At 71.8% G+C, this 21,090-nt stretch carries 19 protein-coding genes; 12 read left to right on the top strand and 7 right to left on the bottom strand.

Annotated elements, in window-relative coordinates; genetic code table 11:
- Window positions 1-283: 283 nt before the first annotated feature.
- The 6 genes from H305_RS0128135 to H305_RS0128110 all read right to left on the bottom strand — a co-directional run bounded on the left by H305_RS0128135 (window position 284) and on the right by H305_RS0128110 (window position 6,446).
- Window positions 284-1,273 (bottom strand): zinc-dependent alcohol dehydrogenase family protein, encoded by a 990-nt coding sequence (locus tag H305_RS0128135; RefSeq protein WP_028803386.1) that lies wholly within the window; start codon window positions 1,271-1,273, stop codon window positions 284-286.
- Window positions 1,270-2,148 (bottom strand): carbohydrate ABC transporter permease, encoded by an 879-nt coding sequence (locus H305_RS0128130; protein WP_028803385.1) that lies wholly within the window; start codon window positions 2,146-2,148, stop codon window positions 1,270-1,272. The genes H305_RS0128135 and H305_RS0128130 overlap by 4 nt, the downstream gene beginning before the upstream one ends.
- Complete coding sequence (locus H305_RS0128125) at window positions 2,145-3,083, bottom strand: carbohydrate ABC transporter permease (protein WP_028803384.1); 939 nt, start codon at window positions 3,081-3,083, stop codon at window positions 2,145-2,147. The genes H305_RS0128130 and H305_RS0128125 overlap by 4 nt, the downstream gene beginning before the upstream one ends.
- Window positions 3,080-4,450 (bottom strand): ABC transporter substrate-binding protein, encoded by a 1,371-nt coding sequence (locus tag H305_RS0128120; RefSeq protein ID WP_028803383.1) that lies wholly within the window; start codon window positions 4,448-4,450, stop codon window positions 3,080-3,082. Before H305_RS0128120 ends, H305_RS0128125 begins: the two co-directional genes overlap by 4 nt.
- Window positions 4,451-4,578: 128 nt before the next feature.
- Entirely contained in the window at window positions 4,579-5,349 is a 771-nt protein-coding gene (locus H305_RS0128115; protein ID WP_028803382.1) for a DeoR/GlpR family DNA-binding transcription regulator, read from the bottom strand.
- A 287-nt stretch (window positions 5,350-5,636) separates the two neighbouring features.
- Window positions 5,637-6,446, bottom strand: coding sequence for an NAD-dependent epimerase/dehydratase family protein (locus H305_RS0128110; RefSeq protein WP_028803381.1), 810 nt, complete (start codon window positions 6,444-6,446; stop codon window positions 5,637-5,639).
- Window positions 6,447-6,699: 253 nt separating this feature from the next.
- On the opposite strand from H305_RS0128110, the gene H305_RS0128105 reads away from it, so the two are divergent.
- Window positions 6,700-7,641 (top strand): 5-dehydro-4-deoxyglucarate dehydratase, encoded by a 942-nt coding sequence (locus H305_RS0128105; RefSeq protein WP_028803380.1) that lies wholly within the window; start codon window positions 6,700-6,702, stop codon window positions 7,639-7,641.
- Window positions 7,638-8,813 carry a hypothetical protein gene (locus H305_RS0128100; protein WP_028803379.1) on the top strand — a complete coding sequence of 392 codons (1,176 nt, stop codon included), beginning with the start codon at window positions 7,638-7,640 and terminating at the stop codon, window positions 8,811-8,813. The genes H305_RS0128105 and H305_RS0128100 overlap by 4 nt, the downstream gene beginning before the upstream one ends.
- Before the next feature lie 119 nt (window positions 8,814-8,932).
- Here the strand turns inward: H305_RS0128100 and H305_RS0128095 are convergent, their stop codons facing one another.
- On the bottom strand, window positions 8,933-10,129 hold the full coding sequence (locus H305_RS0128095) for an MFS transporter (protein ID WP_028803378.1): 1,197 nt from the start codon (window positions 10,127-10,129) through the stop codon (window positions 8,933-8,935).
- Window positions 10,130-10,280: 151 nt separating this feature from the next.
- Between H305_RS0128095 and H305_RS0128090 the strand changes: the two genes are divergently transcribed.
- From H305_RS0128090 to H305_RS0128045, 10 genes are all read left to right on the top strand, one after another.
- Window positions 10,281-10,868 (top strand): TIGR03086 family metal-binding protein, encoded by a 588-nt coding sequence (locus H305_RS0128090; RefSeq protein ID WP_028803377.1) that lies wholly within the window; start codon window positions 10,281-10,283, stop codon window positions 10,866-10,868.
- Window positions 10,869-10,938: 70 nt separating this feature from the next.
- Window positions 10,939-11,694: an MBL fold metallo-hydrolase gene (locus H305_RS0128085; protein WP_028803376.1), complete on the top strand. Its 756-nt coding sequence runs from the start codon at window positions 10,939-10,941 to the stop codon at window positions 11,692-11,694.
- 462 nt (window positions 11,695-12,156) lie between these two features.
- Window positions 12,157-12,813, top strand: coding sequence for a GntR family transcriptional regulator (locus tag H305_RS0128080; protein ID WP_028803375.1), 657 nt, complete (start codon window positions 12,157-12,159; stop codon window positions 12,811-12,813).
- Window positions 12,810-13,718, top strand: a complete 909-nt coding sequence (locus H305_RS0128075) for a dihydrodipicolinate synthase family protein (protein ID WP_028803374.1) — start codon at window positions 12,810-12,812, stop codon at window positions 13,716-13,718. The genes H305_RS0128080 and H305_RS0128075 overlap by 4 nt, the downstream gene beginning before the upstream one ends.
- Window positions 13,715-15,436, top strand: a complete 1,722-nt coding sequence (araD, locus tag H305_RS0128070) for an L-arabinonate dehydratase (RefSeq protein WP_037765561.1) — start codon at window positions 13,715-13,717, stop codon at window positions 15,434-15,436. The genes H305_RS0128075 and araD overlap by 4 nt, the downstream gene beginning before the upstream one ends.
- Window positions 15,437-15,668: 232 nt before the next feature.
- Window positions 15,669-16,604: a carbohydrate ABC transporter permease gene (locus tag H305_RS0128065; RefSeq protein ID WP_028803372.1), complete on the top strand. Its 936-nt coding sequence runs from the start codon at window positions 15,669-15,671 to the stop codon at window positions 16,602-16,604.
- Complete coding sequence (locus H305_RS0128060) at window positions 16,601-17,503, top strand: carbohydrate ABC transporter permease (protein WP_028803371.1); 903 nt, start codon at window positions 16,601-16,603, stop codon at window positions 17,501-17,503. Before H305_RS0128065 ends, H305_RS0128060 begins: the two co-directional genes overlap by 4 nt.
- Entirely contained in the window at window positions 17,500-18,696 is a 1,197-nt protein-coding gene (locus tag H305_RS0128055; RefSeq protein ID WP_078629280.1) for a Gfo/Idh/MocA family protein, read from the top strand. The genes H305_RS0128060 and H305_RS0128055 overlap by 4 nt, the downstream gene beginning before the upstream one ends.
- Window positions 18,693-19,535, top strand: a complete 843-nt coding sequence (locus H305_RS0128050; RefSeq protein WP_028803369.1) for a PmoA family protein — start codon at window positions 18,693-18,695, stop codon at window positions 19,533-19,535. The genes H305_RS0128055 and H305_RS0128050 overlap by 4 nt, the downstream gene beginning before the upstream one ends.
- Window positions 19,535-21,085: a glycoside hydrolase 43 family protein gene (locus tag H305_RS0128045; protein ID WP_028803368.1), complete on the top strand. Its 1,551-nt coding sequence runs from the start codon at window positions 19,535-19,537 to the stop codon at window positions 21,083-21,085. The genes H305_RS0128050 and H305_RS0128045 overlap by 1 nt, the downstream gene beginning before the upstream one ends.
- Window positions 21,086-21,090 lie beyond the last annotated feature (5 nt).

Below are 21,090 nucleotides of genomic sequence, written 5' to 3'. Positions count from 1 at the left end.
TTCCCTTACCCAAGGAATGATTCCAGTGACCTCGTCGGTCCCGTGAGTCCCGTCGGTCCCGTCCACTCCGTGAGTCCCGTCGGCTCCCACCTGGTCAGTCCTGTCGGGCCCATCCGTCCTGTCAGTCCCTGTCGGTTCCGTCGGTCCCGCCGGCCTCGTCCGAGCGCGTGCGGAGCGGTCCGTTTCCGGCCGCGTCCGTCCACCCCGCTGCGCCTCGCACCGCACGGGTCCGGACCCTTCGTACCGCTCCGGGACCGGACCGCCCGCATCCACCCCAGGGCGGCTACGGAACCACGACGATCTTGCGCCCCACACCCTTCGCGAACTGCTCCAGCGCCTGCGGGTAGCTCGTCAGCGGCAGCCGGTCGCTGATGAACACGTCCGGATCGAGCACCCCCGTGGCGAACAGTTCCGCGGCCCGTTCGAAGCTGTGCAGCACCGCCATCGACCCGGTGACGGTGATCTCCTGGTTGTAGATGCGGTAGGGATCGATGGTGACCCGGGTCGCGTAGTCGGCCACGCCGAACTGGAGGAAGGTGCCCGCCTTCGCCACCCGGTCCAGGCCGTCCTGGATCGCCGCCGCGTTGCCCGTCGCGTCGATCACCACGTCCCAGCCCTGCGGGCGGTCCAGTTCGTCGGCCCCCGCCGCGGCCGCCGACACGCCCAGCTGCCGGGCCGTGGCCAGCCGTTGCGGGTTCACGTCCACCACGTCCACGCTCGCCGCGCCCGTGCGCTTGGCGAGCTCCAGCATCATCAGGCCCATCGTGCCGGAGCCGTAGACGAGCACATGGGCGCCGAGACGGGCGTTCAGCACGTCGTAGCCGCGGACCGCGCAGGAGAGCGGCTCGACCAGGGCGGCGTCCTCGGTGCGGACGTGCCCGGGCAGCTTCACGCAGTTGGCCACGGGTGCCACCGCGTACTGGGCGGCGCCGCCCGCCGTCGTGACGCCGATCGCCGCCCACCGCTCGCACAGGTTGTTGTGGCCCGTGCGGCAGTACCGGCACTCGTAGCAGTACAGGGAGGGGTCCACCGCCACCCGGTCGCCGACCGCGAGCTCCGTGACCCGGTTGCCCACACCGACCACCTCGCCCGCGAATTCGTGGCCGGGCACGATGGGCAGTTCGGGCGCGAACTCGCCCTGGAGGATGTGCAGGTCGGTGCCGCACAGGCCGCAGGCGGCGACCTCGACGACGACCTCGCGGGGGCCTGGCGTCGGGTCCGGGACCTCGGCGACGACGGCCTTGCCCACGGACTCGATGACGGCGGCCTTCATTTCACGGCTCCCAACGACAGGCCCTGGACCAGCTTGTCCTGGGCGGCGAACCCCGCGGCGAGCACCGGCAGGGAGATGACGAGCGACGCGGCGCACACCTTCGCCAGGAACAGCCCCTGGCTGGTGATGAAGCCGGTCAGGAAGACGGGCGCGGTCTGTGCGACAACCCCCGTGAGCACCCGGGCGAAGAGCAGCTCGTTCCAGCTGAAGATGAAGCAGATGAGTGCCGTCGCGGCGATGCCGGGCAGGGCGATCGGGGCGACCACGCGGGCCAGGACCGTCGGCAGCCTGGCGCCGTCGATCTGCGCGGCCTCGATCACCGCGACCGGCACCTCGGCGAGGAAGGACTGCATCATCCACACCGCGATCGGCAGGTTCATGGAGGTGTAGAGGACGACCAGGAGCCAGATGTTGTCCAGCATCCCGGTGTTCTTCGCGAAGAGGTAGATCGGCAGGAGGCCCGCGACCACCGGCAGCATCTTCGTCGACAGGAAGAAGAACAGGACGTCGGTCCACTTCCGCACCGGCCGGATCGACAGCGCGTACGCGGCCGGCAGGGCCAGCAGCAGGACGCAGAGGGTGGAGACCACCGACGCCACCGTGGAGTTGACCAGCGCGGGCCACGGGCTCGCACCGCCTCCGGTGCCGAAGAACTCGCGGTAGCCGTCCAGGGTGAGTGCGGCGCCCAGGGAGGGCGGGTTGGTCGCGGCGTCGGACTCCGAGTGGAAGGACGTCAGGGCCATCCAGGCGATGGGCAGGAAGAAGACGACTCCGGCCAGCCAGGCCACCAGGCCCAGGCCCGCACCCCGGGCGCGGACGGTGCGGCGGGGACCGCGGGTGCGGCGGGATCGTACGGGTACGGCGGTGGCGCTCATGCGCGGGACACCTCCTCGCGGAACAGGGACGACACCACGCGCAGGGCGAAGGTCGCGATGATGATCGAGCCGATGACGACCAGGACGCCCGCGGCCGACGCGAGGCCGTTCTCGTGGGCCTGGTAGAAGCTCTGGTAGACGGTGTAGGGCAGGTTCGCGGTGCCCAGGCCGCCGGAGGTGAGGGTGAAGACCGCGTCGAAGTTCTGGACGATGTAGATCGACCCCAGGAGCGCGCCCAGTTCGAGATAGCGGCGCAGGTGGGGAAGGGTGAGGTGGCGGAAGATCTGCCAGTCGCTCGCGCCGTCCACCCGCGCGGCCTCGATCTGCTGATGGTCGCGGCTCTGCAGCCCGGCCAGCAGGATCAGCATCATGAACGGCGTCCACTGCCAGACCAGGGAGGCCTCGACCGCCGGCAGCGGGTTGTCCGAGATCCAGTCCGGCTGGGGGCCGCCCACGATGTGCAGGAGACCGTTGAGCAGGCCGTACTCGGGGTTGTAGAGCACGTGTTTCCAGAGCAGTGCCGCCGCCACCGGGACCACCAGGAAGGGCGCGATCAACAGGGTGCGGACGATGCCGCGGCCCCGGAACCTGCGGTCCAGGAGCAGGGCGAGGCCGAGGCCCACGACCAGGCTGACCAGCACCACGGTGACGGTCAGCACGATCGTCGTCCAGACCGAGTGCCGCAGGTCGGCGTCGGTCAGGACGTCGGAGTAGTTGCCGAGGCCGGTGAAGTGCCGGGCCTTCGGGTAGAGGGCGTTCCAGTCGAAGAAGGAGATCACCAGCGTGGCCACGAAGGGCAGCTGGGTCACGGCGATCATGAAGATCAGGGCGGGCAGCAGCGGGGCGCGGGTGGCCCAGGCGCGCAGCCGGGAGGACGGCCTGCGCAGGGTGCGTACGGGAGTCGCGGCCACGGGGGCCGTCGTCGTGGCGGTCATCGTCCCTCGTACTCCTTGGAGATCTTCTCGGCGAGCTTCTGGGACTTGCTCAGGGCCGAGTCGACGGACTGGCGTCCGGCGATGGCCGCGCTGATCTCCTGCGAGACCTTGGTGCCGAGGTCGGTGAACTCGGGGATGCCGACGAACTGGATGCCGGGCGCTGGGCGCGGCTGCACCCCGGGGTCGTGCGGCCGGGCCCCTTCGATGGCCTCGCGGGTCATGTCCTGGAAGGCGGCGGCCTCCTTGCGGTAGGCGGCGTTCGTGTAGGTCGAGGCGCGCTTGCCCGCCGGGACGTCGGACCAGCCGGCGGTGTCCCCGACCAGCTGCTCGTACTGCTTGCTGGACGCCCAGGAGATGAACTTCCAGGCCTTGTCCGAGTTGTGGGAGGCCTTCTGCATGCCCCAGGCCCAGGTGTAGAGCCAGCCGGAGGAGTCGGTCTTCTCGACCGGAGCCGGGACGTAGCCGAGCTTGCCCTTGACCGGGGAGTCGGCCGCCTCCAGCAGGCCGGCGGCCGACGTGGCGTCGTACCACATGGCCGTCTTGCCCTGCGTCATGTTGTTGAGGCACTCGGCGAATCCGGACTGGGCCGCGCCGGACTCGCCGTGCTCGCGGACGAGGTCCACATAGAACTTGGTCGCCTTCACGAACTCGGGGGAGTCGAGGCGCGCCTTCCAGTCCTTGTCGAACCAGGTGCCGCCGAAGGTGTTCACGACCGTGGTGAGGGGGGCCATCAGCTCGCCCCAGCCGGGCAGGCCGCGCAGACAGATGCCCTTCATGCCCGACTCCGCGCCGTCGGCCTGTGCGGCCAGTTCGCCCACCTGTTTCCAGGTGGGGTGCGCGGGCATCGTGAGCCCCTTCCTCACGAACACGTCCTTGCGGTACATCAGGAAGGACGACTCGCCGTAGAACGGCTGGCCGTAGAGCCTGCCGTCGTCGGCCGTCAGGGACTGCCGCATCGGCTTCAGGATGTCCTGCTCGTCGTAGGTGCCGTCGTCGCGCACGTACGAGTCCATCTCGTGCAGCCAGCCGTTCCTGGCATAGATCGGTATCTCGTAGTTGCTCAGCGTGGCGACGTCGTACTGGCCCGCCTGGTTGGCGAAGTCCTGGCTGATCTTGTCGCGCACGTCGTTCTCCGGCAGCACGGTGAAGTTCACCTTGATGCCGGTCTCTTCGGTGAAGTGCGCCTTGGTGAGCTTCTGGAGCTCCACCATCTGAGGGTTGTTGACCATCAGGACGTTGATGGAGTCGCCTCCGGAGCCCGCGCCGCCGGCCCCGGTCCAGCAGCCGGAGAGCAGCGGGGTGAGCAGCGTCCCTGCGGCGACCGCGGCGAGCAGCGCGCGCGGCCTCCGTCGGCTCGGGGTTCGCATGGATCACTCCTGGACGTATAGGGAGATAAAGGGCGCGACCGGGCGCGGCGGGCCCCTGGGGAGGGTCGGTTGGGTTTCTGGATGTGGTGAGGGTTAGGGAGGTGAGGGAGAGCGGGTGAGTTGGGTTCTCAGACTCGGATGACCTGGGGGCCTTGCAGGGAGTAGCGGTGCGCCTCGGGCGCCGGGAGCAGCGTGCTGGTGACGATCGCCTCCAGGGCGGTGACGTCGGCGAACCGGCAGAAGCTGACCGCGCCGAACTTGGTGTGCACGCCCGCGAAGACGGTGCGCCGGGAGGCCCGGATCGCCTGGGCCTTGACCTCGCTGACCGCCGGGTCGGGGGTGGTGAGGCCGTGCTCGCGGGAGATGCCGTTCGCGCCGATGTAGGCGAGGTCGATGACGAAGCCGGCGAGCATCTTCGTCGTCCAGTGGTCCACGGTCGCGAGCGTCCCGGGACGGACCCGGCCGCCGAGCAGCAGGACGCTGGTGTGGTCCGCCTCGGCGAGCGCGCCGGCCGTGGCCAGGGACGCGGTGACCACCGTCAGCGGCCGGTCCCTGGGCAGTGCCTCGGCGATGAGCTGCGGGGTGAAGCCCTCGTCGACGAACACGGTCTCGGCGTCCCCGAGCAGCTCGGCCGCCGCGGCCGCGATCCGGCGCTTCTCGGGCACATGGCTCGTGGTGCGGAAGGCGAGCGTGGTCTCGAAGCCGGCGCTCTCCACGGGATAGGCGCCGCCGTGGGTGCGGCGCACCAGACCGTGGTCCTCCAGGGTGCGCAGATCGCGCCGTACGGTCTCCTTGGCGACGCCCAGTTCGGCGGCGAGTGCGGTGACGTCGACCGAGCCCGCACGGCGTGCGGCCCGGACGATCTGGCGCTGCCGTTCCTCCGCCGTCATCGCCGTCATGGCCGTCACCCGCTCTCTCGCGCACCGTCGCACACTGCCCGTTCGGGCCCGGTGGGCCCTTGAGGCAAGTTCTACAGCGGGTTCTCGCCACTGACCAGGCTTGTTGCGTGCCCGATGATGCCCGGTCGTGCCCGTTTCGCGTGACGGCTGCCCGCGGCGGACCTGGTGCGGAGCGGGGGCGGAGGGGGGAACGGGCAGGGTGCGTGCCCGAACGCGGGAGCGGGCGGGCCCGTTCGGTGCCCGCCCGCTCCCGGGTCGTCGTCCTGTGCCGCTGTGCCGGGCCGCCGTCAGTGCGGCCAGATCGGCGGGCGGGTGGTGAAGTGGCCGCCCAGGTGGGCGTGGTCCGGGTTGTCCGGATCGAGCTCGCCCTGCTCGGCGATCAGCTTCTCCGCGTACCGTTCGGAGTCGTCCCGCGGCTCGTAGCCCAGTGCCCGCGCGGTCGACAGGTCCCACCACAGGCGGGTGTTGGCGGACGAGCCGTAGACGACGGTGTGCCGTACGTCCTCGGCGGTCAGTGCCGCGTGGAAGAGGCGGGCCCCGTCCTCGGGACTCATCCAGACGGAGAGCATGCGCACGCTCGTCGGCTCGGCGAAGCAGGAGCCGATCCGCACCGAGACGGTCTCCAGACCGTGCCTGTCCCAGTAGAGCTGCGCGAGGTCCTCGCCGAACGACTTGGACAGTCCGTAGAAGGTGTCGGGGCGGCGCGGGGTGTCGATCGGGATGAGCGGGTCCTCGCCCTGCGGGCGCGGGGTGAATCCCACCGCGTGGTTGGAGGAGGCGAACACGATCCGGCGTACGCCCTCCTCGCGCGCCGCTTCGTACAGGTTGTACGTCCCCTCGATGTTCGCCTTGAGGATCTTGTCGAAGGAGGCTTCCAGGGAGATGCCCGCGAGGTGGATGATCGCGTCGACGCCCCGGACCGCCTCGCGCAGCGCCGCTCGGTCGGAGAGGTCCGCGGTGATCGCGTCGGGTTCGCCCTCGACGGGCAGCAGGTCGAGGAGGCGCAGCTCGTAGCCGTAGTCCGGCAGCAGTCCCCGCATCAGGGTGCCGAGTCCGCCGGCGGCGCCGGTGAGCAGAACGGTGCGGGGAGCGGGCATGCGGGTGTCTCCTCGGTGCGGGGCGATGTGCCACGGCGGGCGGCCGTATCCATGTACGACATTCACATCCATGGACACGCTAGGGAGCGCCGACCTGCTCCGTCAAGTGTCGCGCGGAGGTGGTGAATCCGCTGCGGTGTTGCGGGTTTGCGCGCTTGACCCGTCCTGAGGTCGCGAATTAGCGTGGGCGTGTTCAGAAATATAGACGTGGATCAGAAACGTGCACCGGTGAGCACTTGTCTAGGGAGAGCCCGTGACCTCAGCCCCTCTCGCCGCTCGACTGAGTATCCCGAGCGGGCCGTTGTTCTTCCCCGTCACCGCGTACGGCCCCGACGGCTCCGTCGACCTCGACGTCTACCGCGAACACGTGCGGCGCGGTGTCGAGGCCGGAGCGGCGGCCGTCTTCGCCTGCTGCGGCACGGGTGAGTTCCACGCGCTCACGCCGGAGGAGTTCGAGGCGTGCGTGCGGGCGGCGGTGGAAGCGGCCGCGGGACGCGTGCCCGTCGTCGCGGGCGCCGGATACGGGACCGCGCTGGCCGTCCGCTACGCGCGCCTGGCGGAGGCCGCCGGGGCCGACGGGCTGCTCGCCATGCCGCCGTACCTCGTCGTGGCCGGCCAGGAGGGACTGCTGCGGCACTACCGGGAGATCGCCGCCGCCACCTCGCTCGACATCGTCGTCTACCAGCGCGACAACGCCGTCTTCACGCCGGAGACCGTGGTCGAACTGGCCCGCACGGACGGCATCGTCGGCTTCAAGGACGGGCTCGGCGACCTCGACCTGATGCAGCGCATCGTGAGTGCCGTGCGCAGTGAGGCCCCGGGGAACTTCCTGTACTTCAACGGACTGCCGACCGCGGAGCTGACCGGGCTCGCCTACCGGGGCGTCGGCATCACGCTCTACTCGTCCGCGGTGTTCTGCTTCGCCCCCGAGATCGCGCAGGCCTTCCACCGCGCGCTGAACACCGGGGACGACGAGACGGCGAACCGGCTGCTCGACGGCTTCTACCGCCCCTTCGTCGACCTGCGGGCCCTGGGCCGCGGCTACGCCGTCGCGCTCGTCAAGGCGGGCGTACGGCTGCGGGGCCTGGACGTGGGCGAGGTGCGGCCGCCCCTGCACGAACCGGCCGAGGACCACGTCAAGCAACTGGCACAGCTGATCGAACGCGGCCACGCGCTGCTGGAGGAGGGCCTGTGAAGACGTCCGCGTTCCTCTACCCGTGGGACGTCAACGGAGACCCGGAGGCCGCCGCGCGCACGGCCGGACTCGGCGTCCGGCAGGTCACGCTCGCCTCCGCCTACCACTCCACGCGGGCCCTGACGCCCCGGCATCCCCGGCACCGCGTCGTCACCGCCTCGCACGCGGCCGTGCTGTACCCGGCGGACGATGCGCGCTGGCAGGGGCGCATCCCGCGGCCGTACGCGGCCGGCGACTGGGCGCCCGGGGACGCGTTCGGGGCGGCTGCCGCCGAGCTCGCCGGAGCCGGCCTGGAGGTCCACACATGGGTGGTCCTCGCGCACAACTCCCGCATGGGAGCGGACCATCCGTCGACGTCCGTGGTCAACGCGTACGGCGACCGCTACCCCTGGGCACCGTGTATCGCGCAGCCCGCGACGCGGGCCTACCTCGTCGACCTCGCCGCGGAGGCCGCCGTGCGCCCCGGAGCGCAGGGTACGGAGCTGGAGTCGCTCGGCTGGTACGGGCTGGCCCACCTGCACGCACACGACAAGATCGGCGGGGTGGCGCTCGGCGACGCCGGCCAGTACCTCATGTCGCTGTGCTTCTGCCCGGCATGCCTCGACGGCTACGCCGGACGGGGCCTCGACGCACGGCGGCTTGCGACCGCCGTACGGGAGGCGCTGGACGCGGTGTGGCGCGGCGCGCCGCCGGACGGTGGCTGGGCCGGGGTCGAGAAGCTGCTCGGAGCGGAGGCGGCGGCGGGCACGCGCGCGTGGCGTGACGCGGTCGCCGGGGAACTCCAGGAGGCGGCGGTCGCGGCGGTGCGGGCCGCGGCGCCGGACGGGTTCCAGGTGCTGTTGCACGCGGATCCGGTGTCCTACCACTGCGGCGCGAACGCCGGTGTCGATCCCGCACGCGTGCTGTCCGTGGCGGACGGGGTGGTCGTCCCGTGCACCGGCGGCGCGGGGCTGCTCACCCCCTTCGCCGAGGCCCGCCCGGCCGGCCGGGAGAGCGTGCTGGCCGCCAACTTCACCGTCGTGTCGGGGATGGGCGGACACCCGGCGACGCTCGCGGCGGACGCGGAGCGGGCGGCGGCGCTGGGCGCGACCGAACTCCGCCTCTACCACGCCGGGCTGGCGTCGGACGCGGACCTGGCCGCGGTACGGGAGGCCCTGGCGGGGCTGATCTAGCGGCCGGCGCCGCAGGCATCCGGCGTTCGAGGGCGAGGCCGCCCGGGCAGCCGGAGCGGGGGCTGTGGGGTTGGCAGCCCCCGGGGTGACGGGGCGGGCAGGGGGCGAGCCACCCGGTCCTACCCCGGCACCGACGCCCCGGACCTGCGCAGCAACGGCCCCACCGTGACCAGACGGGCGACCCCCAGCGCCACCAGCAGCACCCGATGGCCGACCAGCTCGACCAGCCCCGCACCGACGGCCAGCCCCACGGCGTTGGGCGCGTACAGCAGTGTGCCCGCCGTCGCGGTGACACGGCCGAGCAGATGACCGGGAGTCTCCCGCTGGATGGCGGTGTACGCCGCGACCAGGACGCACGGCAGTCCGACACCGACGGCGACGCACGAGCCGAGCACCACGGCGTCGGAGGGGACCGCGCGCAGCGCGACCGCGACGGCGGTGAGCGCGATCCCGTACCCGGCGAACCGCCGTTCGCCCAGACGGCGCAGGAGCGGTCCGGAGGCCGGCCCGACGGCGACGGACCCGACGCCCTGGGCGACGTACAGCACACCCACGTACGCGGGGGAGTGCCCCAGCCCTTCGGCCACGGCGTAGACCGTCGCGCCGTTCAGCCCCGCGAAGAGCATGGTCGTGCCCCCGGCCAGGACCAGGGTCCGCAGGTCGCCGTGGCGCCACAGGGCACGCGCGCCCATCGCGGTGCGGGCCGGCCACCCCTCCGTCGTCCCCCTGGGCGGCGGGGTCTCACGGACGCGCAGCAGCGCGAACACGCCGGCCGCCGCGGCGAACGTCACCGCGTCCAGCAGCGCGACCGGCGCGCCCCCGTACGCCGCGTACAGGCCGGCCCCGGTGAGCGGGGCGACCAGCTTCGTGCCCTCGTTGACCGCCATGCGCAGACCGTTGAAGTCGCCGAGGAGCGGGGTGCCGACCGCGGAGGCGAGCAGGGCGGACTCGGCCGCGTCCTGCACGACCCCCGTCGCGCCGTAGACCAGGAGCACCGCGAACAGGACCCACAGGCGGTCCGGCGCGTCCACGGTGAGCAGCAGGGGCAGCAGCGCGGCGAGGGCCAGGTTCGAGGTGATCAGGAGCGGTCCGCGGCGGGCGCGGTCCGCAAGGGTGCCGAGCGCGGGACCGATCAGCGTCGGGGCCCACAGCGTGAAGACGCACAGGGCCGCCAGGCCGTCCGAGCCGGTCAGGTCCTTGACCCAGATGCCGCAGACCAGCCACATCGCCGACGATCCGAAACCGGAGATCACCGCTCCGGTGAGGTACAGCGCCGCGTTGCGGTCGCTCAGCACTCGGGTCACTGTCCATGTCATGGTCGGTGATCGTGGTTCTAAGGCGGCTGCCCGGGGATCGGGCGATCGCCCTAGGGTCCGGCCTGCGCGGGCCGGGCCGGCGGGCGGCCGATGAGTTTCGGGCGCGACTCCGGTCCACCCGTCAGTGGACACGAATGCTGAGGAGAAGTGGATGAGCGTCGAGATGTTCGACCTCGGGCCGCAGGCCCTGATCGTGGCGCGGCTCGCGGAGGGCGTGATGGACGGGCAGCTCGACAACGAGACGCCCTGTCCGCGATACCCGGTGCACACCATGCTGGGACATCTGGCCGGACTGTCCGTGGCCTTCCGCGACGCGGGCCGCAAGGACCTGGGTCCCACGACGGACACCAGCCCCGACACCTCGCTGCCGGACATCGCGGCCGGCTGGCGGGAGACCCTGCCGAAGGCGCTCGACGAGCTGGCCGAGGCGTGGCGGGACCCGGCGGCCTGGACGGGCGAGACCCGGGCGGGCGGAGTGCCGCTGCCGGGCGCGGTGGCCGCCGCCGTCGCCGCCGACGAACTGGTGGTGCACGGCTGGGACCTCGCCCGCGCCACCGGCCAGGCGTACGAGCCGGACCCCGTCGCCCTCCAGGCGTCGTACGGGTTCCTCGCCGCCGCTGCCGAGGATCCGAGCAGGGGCGGGGGCATCTTCGGTCCCGTGGTGCCGGTGCCCGACGACGCGCCGCTCCTCGACCGGGTGCTCGGGCTGAGCGGCCGCGACCCCGGCTGGAAGGCGTAGCACGCCCACGTGCGGCGGGCCCGGTGGAAATGCCGGGCCCCGAAACGCGGCCCGCGCGTACGCTCCCCGCATGGCCATCGCTCTCACGGTTCTCGGCACCGCCTCTCCGCACCCGCAGCCCGGCCGTCCCTGTTCCGGCCATCTGCTGCGGGGCGGGGGCGCCGAGGTGTGGGTCGACGCGGGGACCGGGACCTTCGCCGCGTTGCAGGAGCACACGGATCCCACGCGGCTGGACGCGATATGGGTCTCGCATCTGCACGCCGATCACTACGCCGACCTGACGGCCGCGCTGTACGGGTTCGCCCACGGAGGGCTCACCCTTCCCGCGCCCCTGCCCGTGTACGGGCCCCCGGAGCTCGCACGGCGGCTCGCCGGCTTCTTCGGGCAGCCCGATACCGGCTTCATGGCCGGGGTGTTCGACTTCAGGCCCCTGTACGACGGTCACGAGGAGCGCGTGGGCGAACTGGTGCTGCGGACCAGGGCCGTCGTGCACGACGTCGAGGCCTACGGGCTGCGGGCCGAGTGCGGCGGCAGTGTCCTCGCCTATTCCGGAGACAGCGGGCCGTGCCCAGCGCTCGACGAACTCGCCTCCGGGGCGGACCTGTTCCTGTGCGAGGCGGACGTCGACCGGCATGGCGAAAGCGAACGCCCGGTGCACCTCACGCCGGAGGACGCCGGCGCGGTCGCCCGACGGGCCGGGGTCGGCGAGTTGCTGGTCACCCACGTGGGGCCGACGCTGACGCCGCAGACGGCGACGGCGCGCGCGGCGGACGCCTTCGGCGGCCGGACCGCGACCGCCCGCGAGGGCGGCACCCGAGCCTTCTGACCGCGCACCGGCCGCTCCCGCCTCGGGGCGCACCCCTGAACAGCCCGTGCGTACCGGTGAGTTCGGTGGGGGCGCACCCCTGAACAGCCCGTGCGCGCCGGTGAGTCCGGTGGCGGTGCGTGCACCTGAACAGCCCGTGTGTACCGGTGAGTTCGGTGGGGGCATGCGCCTGGACAGCCCGTGTGTACCGGCGAGTCCGGCCGGATGTGCACCCGAATACCTCCTGCGCAGCGGCGTGTCCGGCCCGGACGCGCACTCCTGAACAGCTCGTGCGCCACGCACCCCGACTCGCCGGGCACCGCCCCCATGGCCGCCGGTCACCCCGACTTCTTTTGTCCGAAGCGTTGACGAAACACGGCACCGCTCTTACCTTCATCGCGTCGTACTTCGTACGTCATATATGAGACGCGATACGCGAGATCCGATACACGCGATCCGACACGTGAGATCCGAGAGGCGCGCATGACCTCTGTGCCCACCCCGATACCGTCCCGCACGCAATTCGTGCTGGAGGGGATCAAACATCGCATCCTCACCGGGCAGTTGACGCCCGGACAGGCTCTGGTCGAGACCGATCTCGCCGCGCAGTTCGGGGTGTCGAAGACACCGGTGCGTGAGGCGCTCAAGACGCTGGCCGGTACCGGTCTTGTCGTGATGAGCCAGTACAAGGGCGTCACGGTGCGCATGGTGGATGCGGACATGGCGCGCGAGGTGTACGACGTGCGGTTGCTCCTCGAACCGGAGGCGCTGCGCCGGGCGGTGCGCCGCGGGGCCTCCCTCGACGCCGCGCGGGACGCGCTGACCCGCGCCGACGAGGCCGCCGACACCGCGGAACGCTCGCTCGCCAACCGGGAGTTCCATCGCGCCCTGTACGTGCCCTGCGGCAATCCGCTGCTCGGCCGGATGCTCGACGAGGTGCGCGACCAGGCAGCCCTGGTCTCCACGGTCGCCTGGGCCGCGAACCCGTCCTGGGAGCGCGAGGCCGGCGAGCACCGGGAGATCCTGCGGCTCGCCCTCGACGGTGACGCCGACGGCGCGGCGGGGGCGCTGCACGCCCACATCGCGTCGTTCGTGCAACGGGCCTTCCCCCAGGGCCAGGAAGAGGATGGACAGGAATGACTGCGACGTACGAGACCCAGCGGGCGGCGCTCGCCGAGGTCGTGGCGATCCCCGTGACCCCGTTCGCCGAGGACGGCACGATCGACCGCGACACTCACCGGGCCCTGCTGCGCCGACTGCTCGACGGCGGAGTCAGAACCCTGACACCGAACGGCAACACGGGGGAGTTCTACGCGCTGACGCCCGAGGAGCGGCAACTCGTCACCGAGCTGACCGTCGAGGAGGCGGGGGACCGGGCCACCGTCCTCGTCGGCGTCGGACACGACGTGCCCACCGCGATCGCCTCGGCGCGGCACGCACGGGAGCTCGGCGCCCAGATGGTGATGGTCCATCAGCCGGTGCACCCGTACGTCTCGGAGGGCGGCTGGGTCGACTACCACCGGGCCATCGCCGAGGCCGTGCCCGAGCTGGGCGTCGTCCCCTACCTCCGCAACCCGCTGCTGGAGGGCGCGCGCCTGGCCGAACTCGCCGACGTCTGCCCGAACGTCGTCGGGGTGAAGTACGCCGTGCCGGACGCCGCGCGCTTCGCCGCCTTCGCGCGGGACGCCGGACTCGAACGCTTCGTCTGGGTGGCCGGACTCGCCGAGCCCTACGCGCCCTCGTACTTCTCTGCCGGTGCCACCGGCTTCACCTCGGGGCTCGTCAACGTCGCCCCGGCGGTCTCCCTGAACATGATCGAGGCGCTTCGGTCCGGGGACTATCCGGCCGCCATGAAGGTCTGGGAACAGATCCGCCGCTTCGAGGAGCTGCGCGCGGCCAACGGCTCGGCGAACAACGTCACCGTGGTCAAGGAGGCGCTGGCCTCGCTCGGCCTGTGCCGTCGTGACGTCCGCCCGCCGAGCGAGCCGCTGTCCGGACCCGAGCGCGCGGAAGTGGCGGCCATCGCCGCGAGGTGGTCCATATGAAGCGCCAGGAAGACCTCAGAAGCCACCAGTGGTACGGCACGGACGGGCTCCGCTCGTTCAGCCACCGGGCCCGGACGCGGCAGCTCGGCTATCTGCCCGAGGAGCACCTCGGCAAGCCGGTCGTCGCGATCCTCAACACCTGGAGCGACATCAACCCCTGCCACGTGCACCTGCGTGACCGCGCGCAGGCCGTGAAGCGCGGAGTGTGGCAGGCCGGCGGGTTCCCGCTCGAATTCCCGGTGTCGACGCTCAGCGAGACCTTCCAGAAGCCGACCCCGATGCTCTACCGCAACATGCTCGCGATGGAGACCGAGGAGCTGCTGCGGTCGTACCCGGTCGACGGCGCGGTACTGATGGGAGGCTGCGACAAATCGACCCCCGCCCTGCTGATGGGCGCGGCATCCGTCGACCTGCCGACCGTGTTCGTGCCCGCCGGGCCGATGCTCCCCGGGCACTGGCGCGACGAGGTCCTCGGGTCCGGCACGGACATGTGGAAGTACTGGGACGACAAGCGTGCCGGGCTCATCGGGGACTGCGAGATGAGCGAACTGGAGAGCGGGCTCGCCAGGTCGCCGGGGCACTGCATGACCATGGGGACGGCGTCCACGCTCACTGCTGCCGCCGAGGCCCTCGGCGTCACCGTGCCCGGTGCGTCGAGCATCCCAGCCGTCGACTCCGGACACGACCGGATGGCCGCCGCGTCCGGGCTCAGGATCGTCGAACTCGTCCGCAAGGACCGCAAGTTGTCCGACATCCTGACGGCCGAAGCCTTTGCGGACGCGGTGAGCACCGTCCTCGGACTCGGCGGCTCCACCAACGCCGTGATCCATCTGATCGCCATGGCCGGACGGGCCGGGGTTCCCCTCACTCTCGACGACTTCGACCGCATCGCGCGGAGCGTACCGGTGCTCGCCGACGTCCGGCCCGGCGGACGGAAGTACCTGATGGAGGACTTCCACTTCGCCGGCGGCCTGCCCGGGTTCCTGTCACGGATCACCGACCTGCTGCACCTCGACCGGCCGACCGTGTCGTACGACAGCATGCGCGAACAGCTCGACGGCGCACGCGTGCACAACGACGACGTCATCCGCACCCGCGACAACCCGGTCGCGTCGGAGGGCGGGGTCGCCGTCCTGCGCGGCAACCTCTGCCCCGACGGCGCCGTCATCAAGCACATCGCCGCCGAACCGCACCTGCTCAAGCACACCGGTCCCGCGGTCGTGTTCGACGACTACCGGACCATGCAGCGCACCATCAACGACCCCGGGCTCGGCATCACGGCCGACAGCGTGCTGGTGCTGCGCAACGCCGGCCCCAAGGGCGGCCCCGGCATGCCCGAGTACGGAATGCTGCCCATCCCCGACCACCTGCTGAAGCGGGGTGTCCGGGACATGGTGCGGATCTCCGACGCCCGGATGAGCGGCACCAGTTACGGCGCGTGCGTGCTGCACGTGGCGCCCGAGTCGTACGTCGGCGGGCCGCTCGCCCTGGTGCGCAGCGGTGACACGATCACCCTCGACGTCGAGGCCCGCACCCTTCGGCTCCACGTGGACGACGAGGAGCTGGAGAACCGCAGGGCGCGGTGGACGCCGCCGCCCGCCCGGTACGAGCGCGGCTACGGCGCGCTCTACAACGACCAGATCACGCAGGCCGACACCGGCTGCGACTTCGAGTTCCTGGCCAGGCCGGGGAAGGTGCCGGACCCGTACGCCGGGTGACCCCGAGCCGGGGGCGGGGTTGCCCGCCCCCGCATACGGGGTCCCCGATCCGCACCCGGGGTCTCCGATCCGCACCCCGGGTCCCCGGACCGCACGTCCGCGCGGCCGACATCCCGAACGAGATCCGCGAAGCGCTTCAGCCAGACGCCCGCAGCAAGCGCTTCCTGCACAGTCCGTGAACGACCGGTCGCACCTACCGGACAGACCCACCGCAAGCGAACGGAGAACAGTCATGGCCCAAGCCGCAGCCGTGGCGAAACCGCCCGCGCCGGCCCGGCGACGCCGTGCCTCCGCGACGCCGCACAGGCTCCCGTATCTGCTGATCGCCCCGGCGGCGCTGCTGATGCTGGGCTTCATCGCCTACCCCGTCATCAGCGTCTTCTACTACAGCCTGCAGAACTACAACCCCACCAAGCCCTGGCGCAACGGCTACGCGGGCTTCGACAACTTCGTGCACGCCTTCACCGACGACCCCCAGTTCTGGGACACGCTGACCTTCAGCGCCAAGTGGGTCGTCGTCGAGGTGGGTCTCCAGCTGCTGTTCGGACTCGCGCTCGCGCTGATCGTCAACCAGACCTTCGTGGGACGGGCGGTCGGCCGCGCGCTGGTCTTCTCACCGTGGGCCGTCTCGGGCGTGCTGACCTCCGCGATCTGGGTGCTGCTCTACAACTCCCAGACGGGCATCACCCGTTACCTCGCGGACGCGGGCATCGGACAGTACGGCACCAGCTGGCTCTCCGACACCTCCACCGTCTTCCCGGCCGCCGTGGTCGCCGATCTGTGGCGCGGCGTGCCGTTCTTCGCGATCCTCATCCTCGCCGACCTCCAGTCCGTCTCCAAGGATCTGTACGAGGCAGCCGAGGTCGACGGCGCGGGCCGGGTCCGGCAGTTCCTGCACATCACACTGCCGCACCTCAAGGACGCCATCGTCCTGTCCACACTGCTGCGCGCGGTGTGGGAGTTCAACAACGTCGACCTGCTCTACACCCTGACCGGCGGAGGCCCCGCGGGCGAGACGACGACACTGCCGCTCTACATCGCGAACACCAGTGTCGACGCCCACAACTTCGGCTACGCGTCGGCCCTGACCACGGTCGCGTTCGTGATTCTGCTCTTCTGCTCGATCGTCTACCTGCGACTGAGCAAGTTCGGAGGCGGGGACAAGTGATCACCAAGGACGCCGGGACGATCGCTCCGGCCGCACCCGCACCGGCGGCCGAGGAACCCCGGCCGACCGCATGGAGGACGAGGCGGGCCTGGGACGAGGTGCCCCGCTGGCAGATCTACTTCCCGCTGTCGGTCTACCTGCTCTTCACCCTGGTCCCCTTCTACTGGATCCTGCTGTTCGCGCTCCGCCCGGCCGGCTCCACCTCGCTCGTGCCGTGGCCCATGACCTTCGACCACTTCGACAAGGTGTGGACCGAGCGCAGCTTCGGGACCTACTTCCAGAACAGCGTGCTCATCGCGCTCGCCACCCTGGTACTGACGACCGTCGTGGCCCTCGCCGGTGGATACGCGCTCGCCCGCTTCGACTTCAGGATCAAGCGCGGCTTCATGCTGGCGCTGCTGTGCTCCCAGTTCGTGCCGGGGGCGCTGCTCCTCGTGCCGCTCTTCCAGATCTTCGCCAAGCTCCAGATGATCAACTCGCTGGGCAGCGTCGTCATCGCCGAGACGGTCTTCCAGCTGCCGCTGTCGATGATCCTCATCAGCGGGTTCATCAGGAACGTGCCGTACTCCCTGGAGGAGGCCGCCTGGGTCGACGGCTGCGACCGCTTCAAGGCCTTCCGGATCGTCGTGCTCCCGCTGCTGCGGCCCGGACTGATCGCTGTCGGCTCCTTCGCCTTCGTGCACGCCTGGAACCACTTCCTGTTCGCCCTGATGTTCCTCAGCGACCAGGGCAAGCAGACCATCCCGGTCGGCCTCAACACCCTGATGAGCTCGGACAGTGTCGACCTCGGCGCGCTCGCCGCCGGCGGAATCATCGCCGCCGTCCCCGTCGTCATCGTCTTCGCCTTCATCCAGAAGTGGCTGATCACGGGATTCAGCGCGGGGGCGGTGAAGGGATGAGCCACCAGCCTCCGGCGCCCGCCGCGGGCGGGCCGACGAGCCCGCCCGCCCGGGACCTGCCGCTGCCCGTCGTCCTCGCGGGCGCCCGCGGCCACGGCGACTGGCACCTGCGCAACATCCGCCGTCTTCAGGACGAGGGCCTCGTACGGCTCGCCGGCATCTGCGAGCTGACCCCGCTCACGGACGCGGAGCTGGACGGCCGGCAGGTCCAGCAGTCCGCCGACTTCGGCGCCCTGCTCGACTCCACCCGCGCGGCGATCGCCGTGATCTGCACGCCCATCCCCACCCACACCGACCTGGCGCTCACCGCCGCGGGCAAGGGCGTGCACCTGCTGCTGGAGAAGCCGCCGGCCCCCTCGTACGCGGAGTTCCGCAGGATGGCCGACGGGGTCGCCGCGGCCGGCGTCGCCTGCCAGATCGGCTTCCAGTCGCTCGGCTCGCACGCCGTGCCCGCCGTCCGGGAACTGATCGCCGAGGGTGCGATCGGCCGGGTGCTCGGGATCGGCGGGGCCGGAGCGTGGGCACGGGACGAGGCGTACTACCGGCGTGCGCCGTGGGCGGGCAAGCGCCGCCTGGACGGCGTGGACGTCGTCGACGGCGTGCTGACGAACCCCCTCGCCCACGCCGTCGCCACGGCGCTCGCCCTCGGCGGCGCCACCCGCGCCGAGGACGTCACCGGGATCGAGACCGAGCTGCTGCGCGCCAACGACATCGAGTCCGACGACACCTCGTGCGTGCGCGTCACCACGGCCGGCGGCCTGATCACCGTGGCCGCGACCCTGTGCGCCGAACGCCCCGACGAACCGTACGTCGTGGTGCACGGCAGCGCCGGGCGGATCACCTTCTGGTACAAGCAGGACCGCGTTCTCGTGCAGCGCTCCGGGTACGGCCCCGCGGAGACCGACTTCGGCCGGACGGACCTGCTGGAGAACCTGGTCGCCCATCTGAGGGACGGCACGGACCTGCTGGTCACACCCGAGTCGACGGGTGCCTTCATGAAGGTCGTCGAAGCGATTCGGCAGGCGCCCGATCCCCGCGCCCTGCCCGAGGACAGCTGGACCCGGGTGCCCGGCGAGAACCGCCGGGTCGTGCACGGCGTCGACGGCCTGGTCGCGGCGGCCGCCGACACCCTCGCCCTCTACGCCGAGCTGGGCGCCGTCTGGGCGCCGCCGAAGGAGGTGAGCACCGGATGAACGAGGAGTCGCTGGTCCTGCGCGTGGCGGGCCGCCCCGTCGGCCGCTATCTCACCCGGCCCGCACTGCCCGCCCGGCTGTCGCCGCGCCCGTACCTGCACCCCGTCACCACGCTGGCCGGCACCGCCGTCACCGAGCTGAGCCCCGCCGACCACGCACACCACCTCGGCGTCGGTGTCGCCGTACCCGACGTCGAGGGGCACAACTTCTGGGGCGGGCGCACCTATGTCCGTGACCGGGGCCCCACCGAACTCGACAACCACGGCGCTCAGCGGCACACCGCCTTCCAGCTGCGCGACTTCGACGGCTTCGTGGAGGAGCTGCGCTGGGTGGCCGCGGGCGGCGAACTGCTGCGCGAGCGGCGCACGGTGGCGACCACCGGACTGACCGGGTCGGCCTGGGCGCTGGACTTCACCTTCTCGCTGACGAACACCACCCGGGGCACGCTGTCCATCGGCAGCCCGGCCACCAACGGGCGGCCCGGCGCGGCCTACGGGGGCTTCTTCTGGCGCGCCCGCAAGGAGGCCGAGGCGCCACGGGTGTTCACCGCCGACGCCGAGGGCGTGACCGCGGTGCACGGCCGGCGCGCCGACTGGCTCGCCCTCGCGGGCGCCACCTGGACGCTCGTCTTCGCCGGCGCCACCACGGCGACGCGCCACGACCCGTGGTTCGTGCGCACCGCCGAGTACCCGGCGGTGGGTTCCTCGCTCGCCCACGAGGAGCGGCTGCCCGTCGCCGCCGGTGACACGGTCGTGCGGCGGATCGTCACCGTCGTCGCCGACGGCCGGCTCGACCGGGCCGAGGCCGCCGCGCTCGTCCGCAAGGTGGTGAGTCCCTGATGGCCCTGCCCTCCGCCGACCTCGGCGACGGAACCTACCGCAACCCCGTCCTGGACGCCGACTGGTCCGACCCCGACATCCTGCGGGTCGGCGACGACTTCTACCTCACCGCCTCCAGCTTCGGCCGTGCTCCTGGCCTGCCGCTGCTGCACTCCCGCGACCTGGTCAACTGGACGCTCGTCGGACACGCCCTGCCCCGCCTGGAGCCCGCGGCGGGCTTCCGCACCCCCCGGCACGACTGCGGGGTGTGGGCCCCGTCGCTGCGGCACCACGACGACCGCTTCTGGATCTTCTGGGGCGACCCCGACCACGGCGTCTTCCAGGTCAACGCCCCAGGGATCCGGGGCCCTTGGACCCGCCCGCACCTGGTCGAGGAGGGCAAGGGGCTGATCGACGCCTGTCCGCTGTGGGACGAGGAGAGCGGCGAGGCCTATCTCGTGCACGCCTGGGCCAAGTCCCGTTCGGGCATCAAGAACAGGCTCACGGGCCACCGCATGCGCCCCGACGGCACGGGCCTGCTCGACGAGGGGAAGGCCGTCGTCGACGCCGACCGGATCCCCGGCTGGTTCACCCTCGAAGGCCCGAAGCTCTACCGGCACGACGGCTGGTTCTGGATCTTCGCGCCCGCCGGGGGAGTGGAGACCGGCTGGCAGGGCGTCTTCCGCTCACGCGACTTCTTCGGACCGTACGAGGAGCGAGTCGTCCTGGAGCAGGGCGACACCGACGTCAACGGCCCGCACCAGGGCGGCTGGGTGCGCACCGGCGGCGGCGAGGACTGGTTCGTGCACTTCCAGCAGCGCGGCCCCTACGGGCGGGTCGTCCACCTCCAGCCGATGCGCTGGGAGGAGGACGGCACACCGGCCGGCGGATCCTGGCCGGTGATCGGTGCCGGGGGAACGCCGGTCGCCGTGCACCCAAAGCCCGCTCTGCCGCCGCAGCCGTTGTCCGCGCCCGCCACGGACGACGACTTCCCGGGGGGCCGCTTCGGGCGCCAGTGGCAGTGGACCGCCAACCCGCAGGACGGCTGGGCCACCCAGCACTCCGGGGACGGGCTGCGGCTGAGCTGTGTGCGCACGGCCGACGCGCACGACCTGCGCAGACTGCCGCACGTGCTCACCCAGCGGCTGCCCGGCGCCGCCGCCGGCGTCGAGGTCGGGCTGCGGCTCGACAGCGAGGAGCCGGGCGCCCGGGCCGGACTCGCCGTGCTCGGGGAGGCGTTCGGCTGGATCGGGCTCCAGCGGGAGACCGACGGATCGGTGCGGCTCGTGCACCGGTTCGCCGAGCCGGCCGCCGAGTACGAGCGCGACGCCGCGCACTCCCGGGTGGCACCCGACGGGCGCGCCCGGCTGTGGATCGAGATCGGCGCGGGCGCGCGCTGCCGCTTCTCGTACGACGTGGGCGACGGCCGAAAGTCCTCGGGACAGGTCTTCGCCGCCACGCCCTGGCGCTGGGTCGGCGCCCTGCTCGGGCTCTTCGCGCTCGCCCCGGCGGGCGCGGGTCATGCCGGCGCCGCCACGTTCACGCGGTTCCGTGTCACCGCGGCCCCCTGAGGGCC

The sequence above is a fragment of the Streptomyces sp. 142MFCol3.1 genome (genome assembly GCF_000424945.1).
Lineage (GTDB): Bacteria > Actinomycetota > Actinomycetes > Streptomycetales > Streptomycetaceae > Streptomyces > Streptomyces siamensis.
The sequence above is the reverse complement of the archived record's forward strand: the minus strand, read 5'-3'. Positions and strand labels throughout refer to the sequence as shown.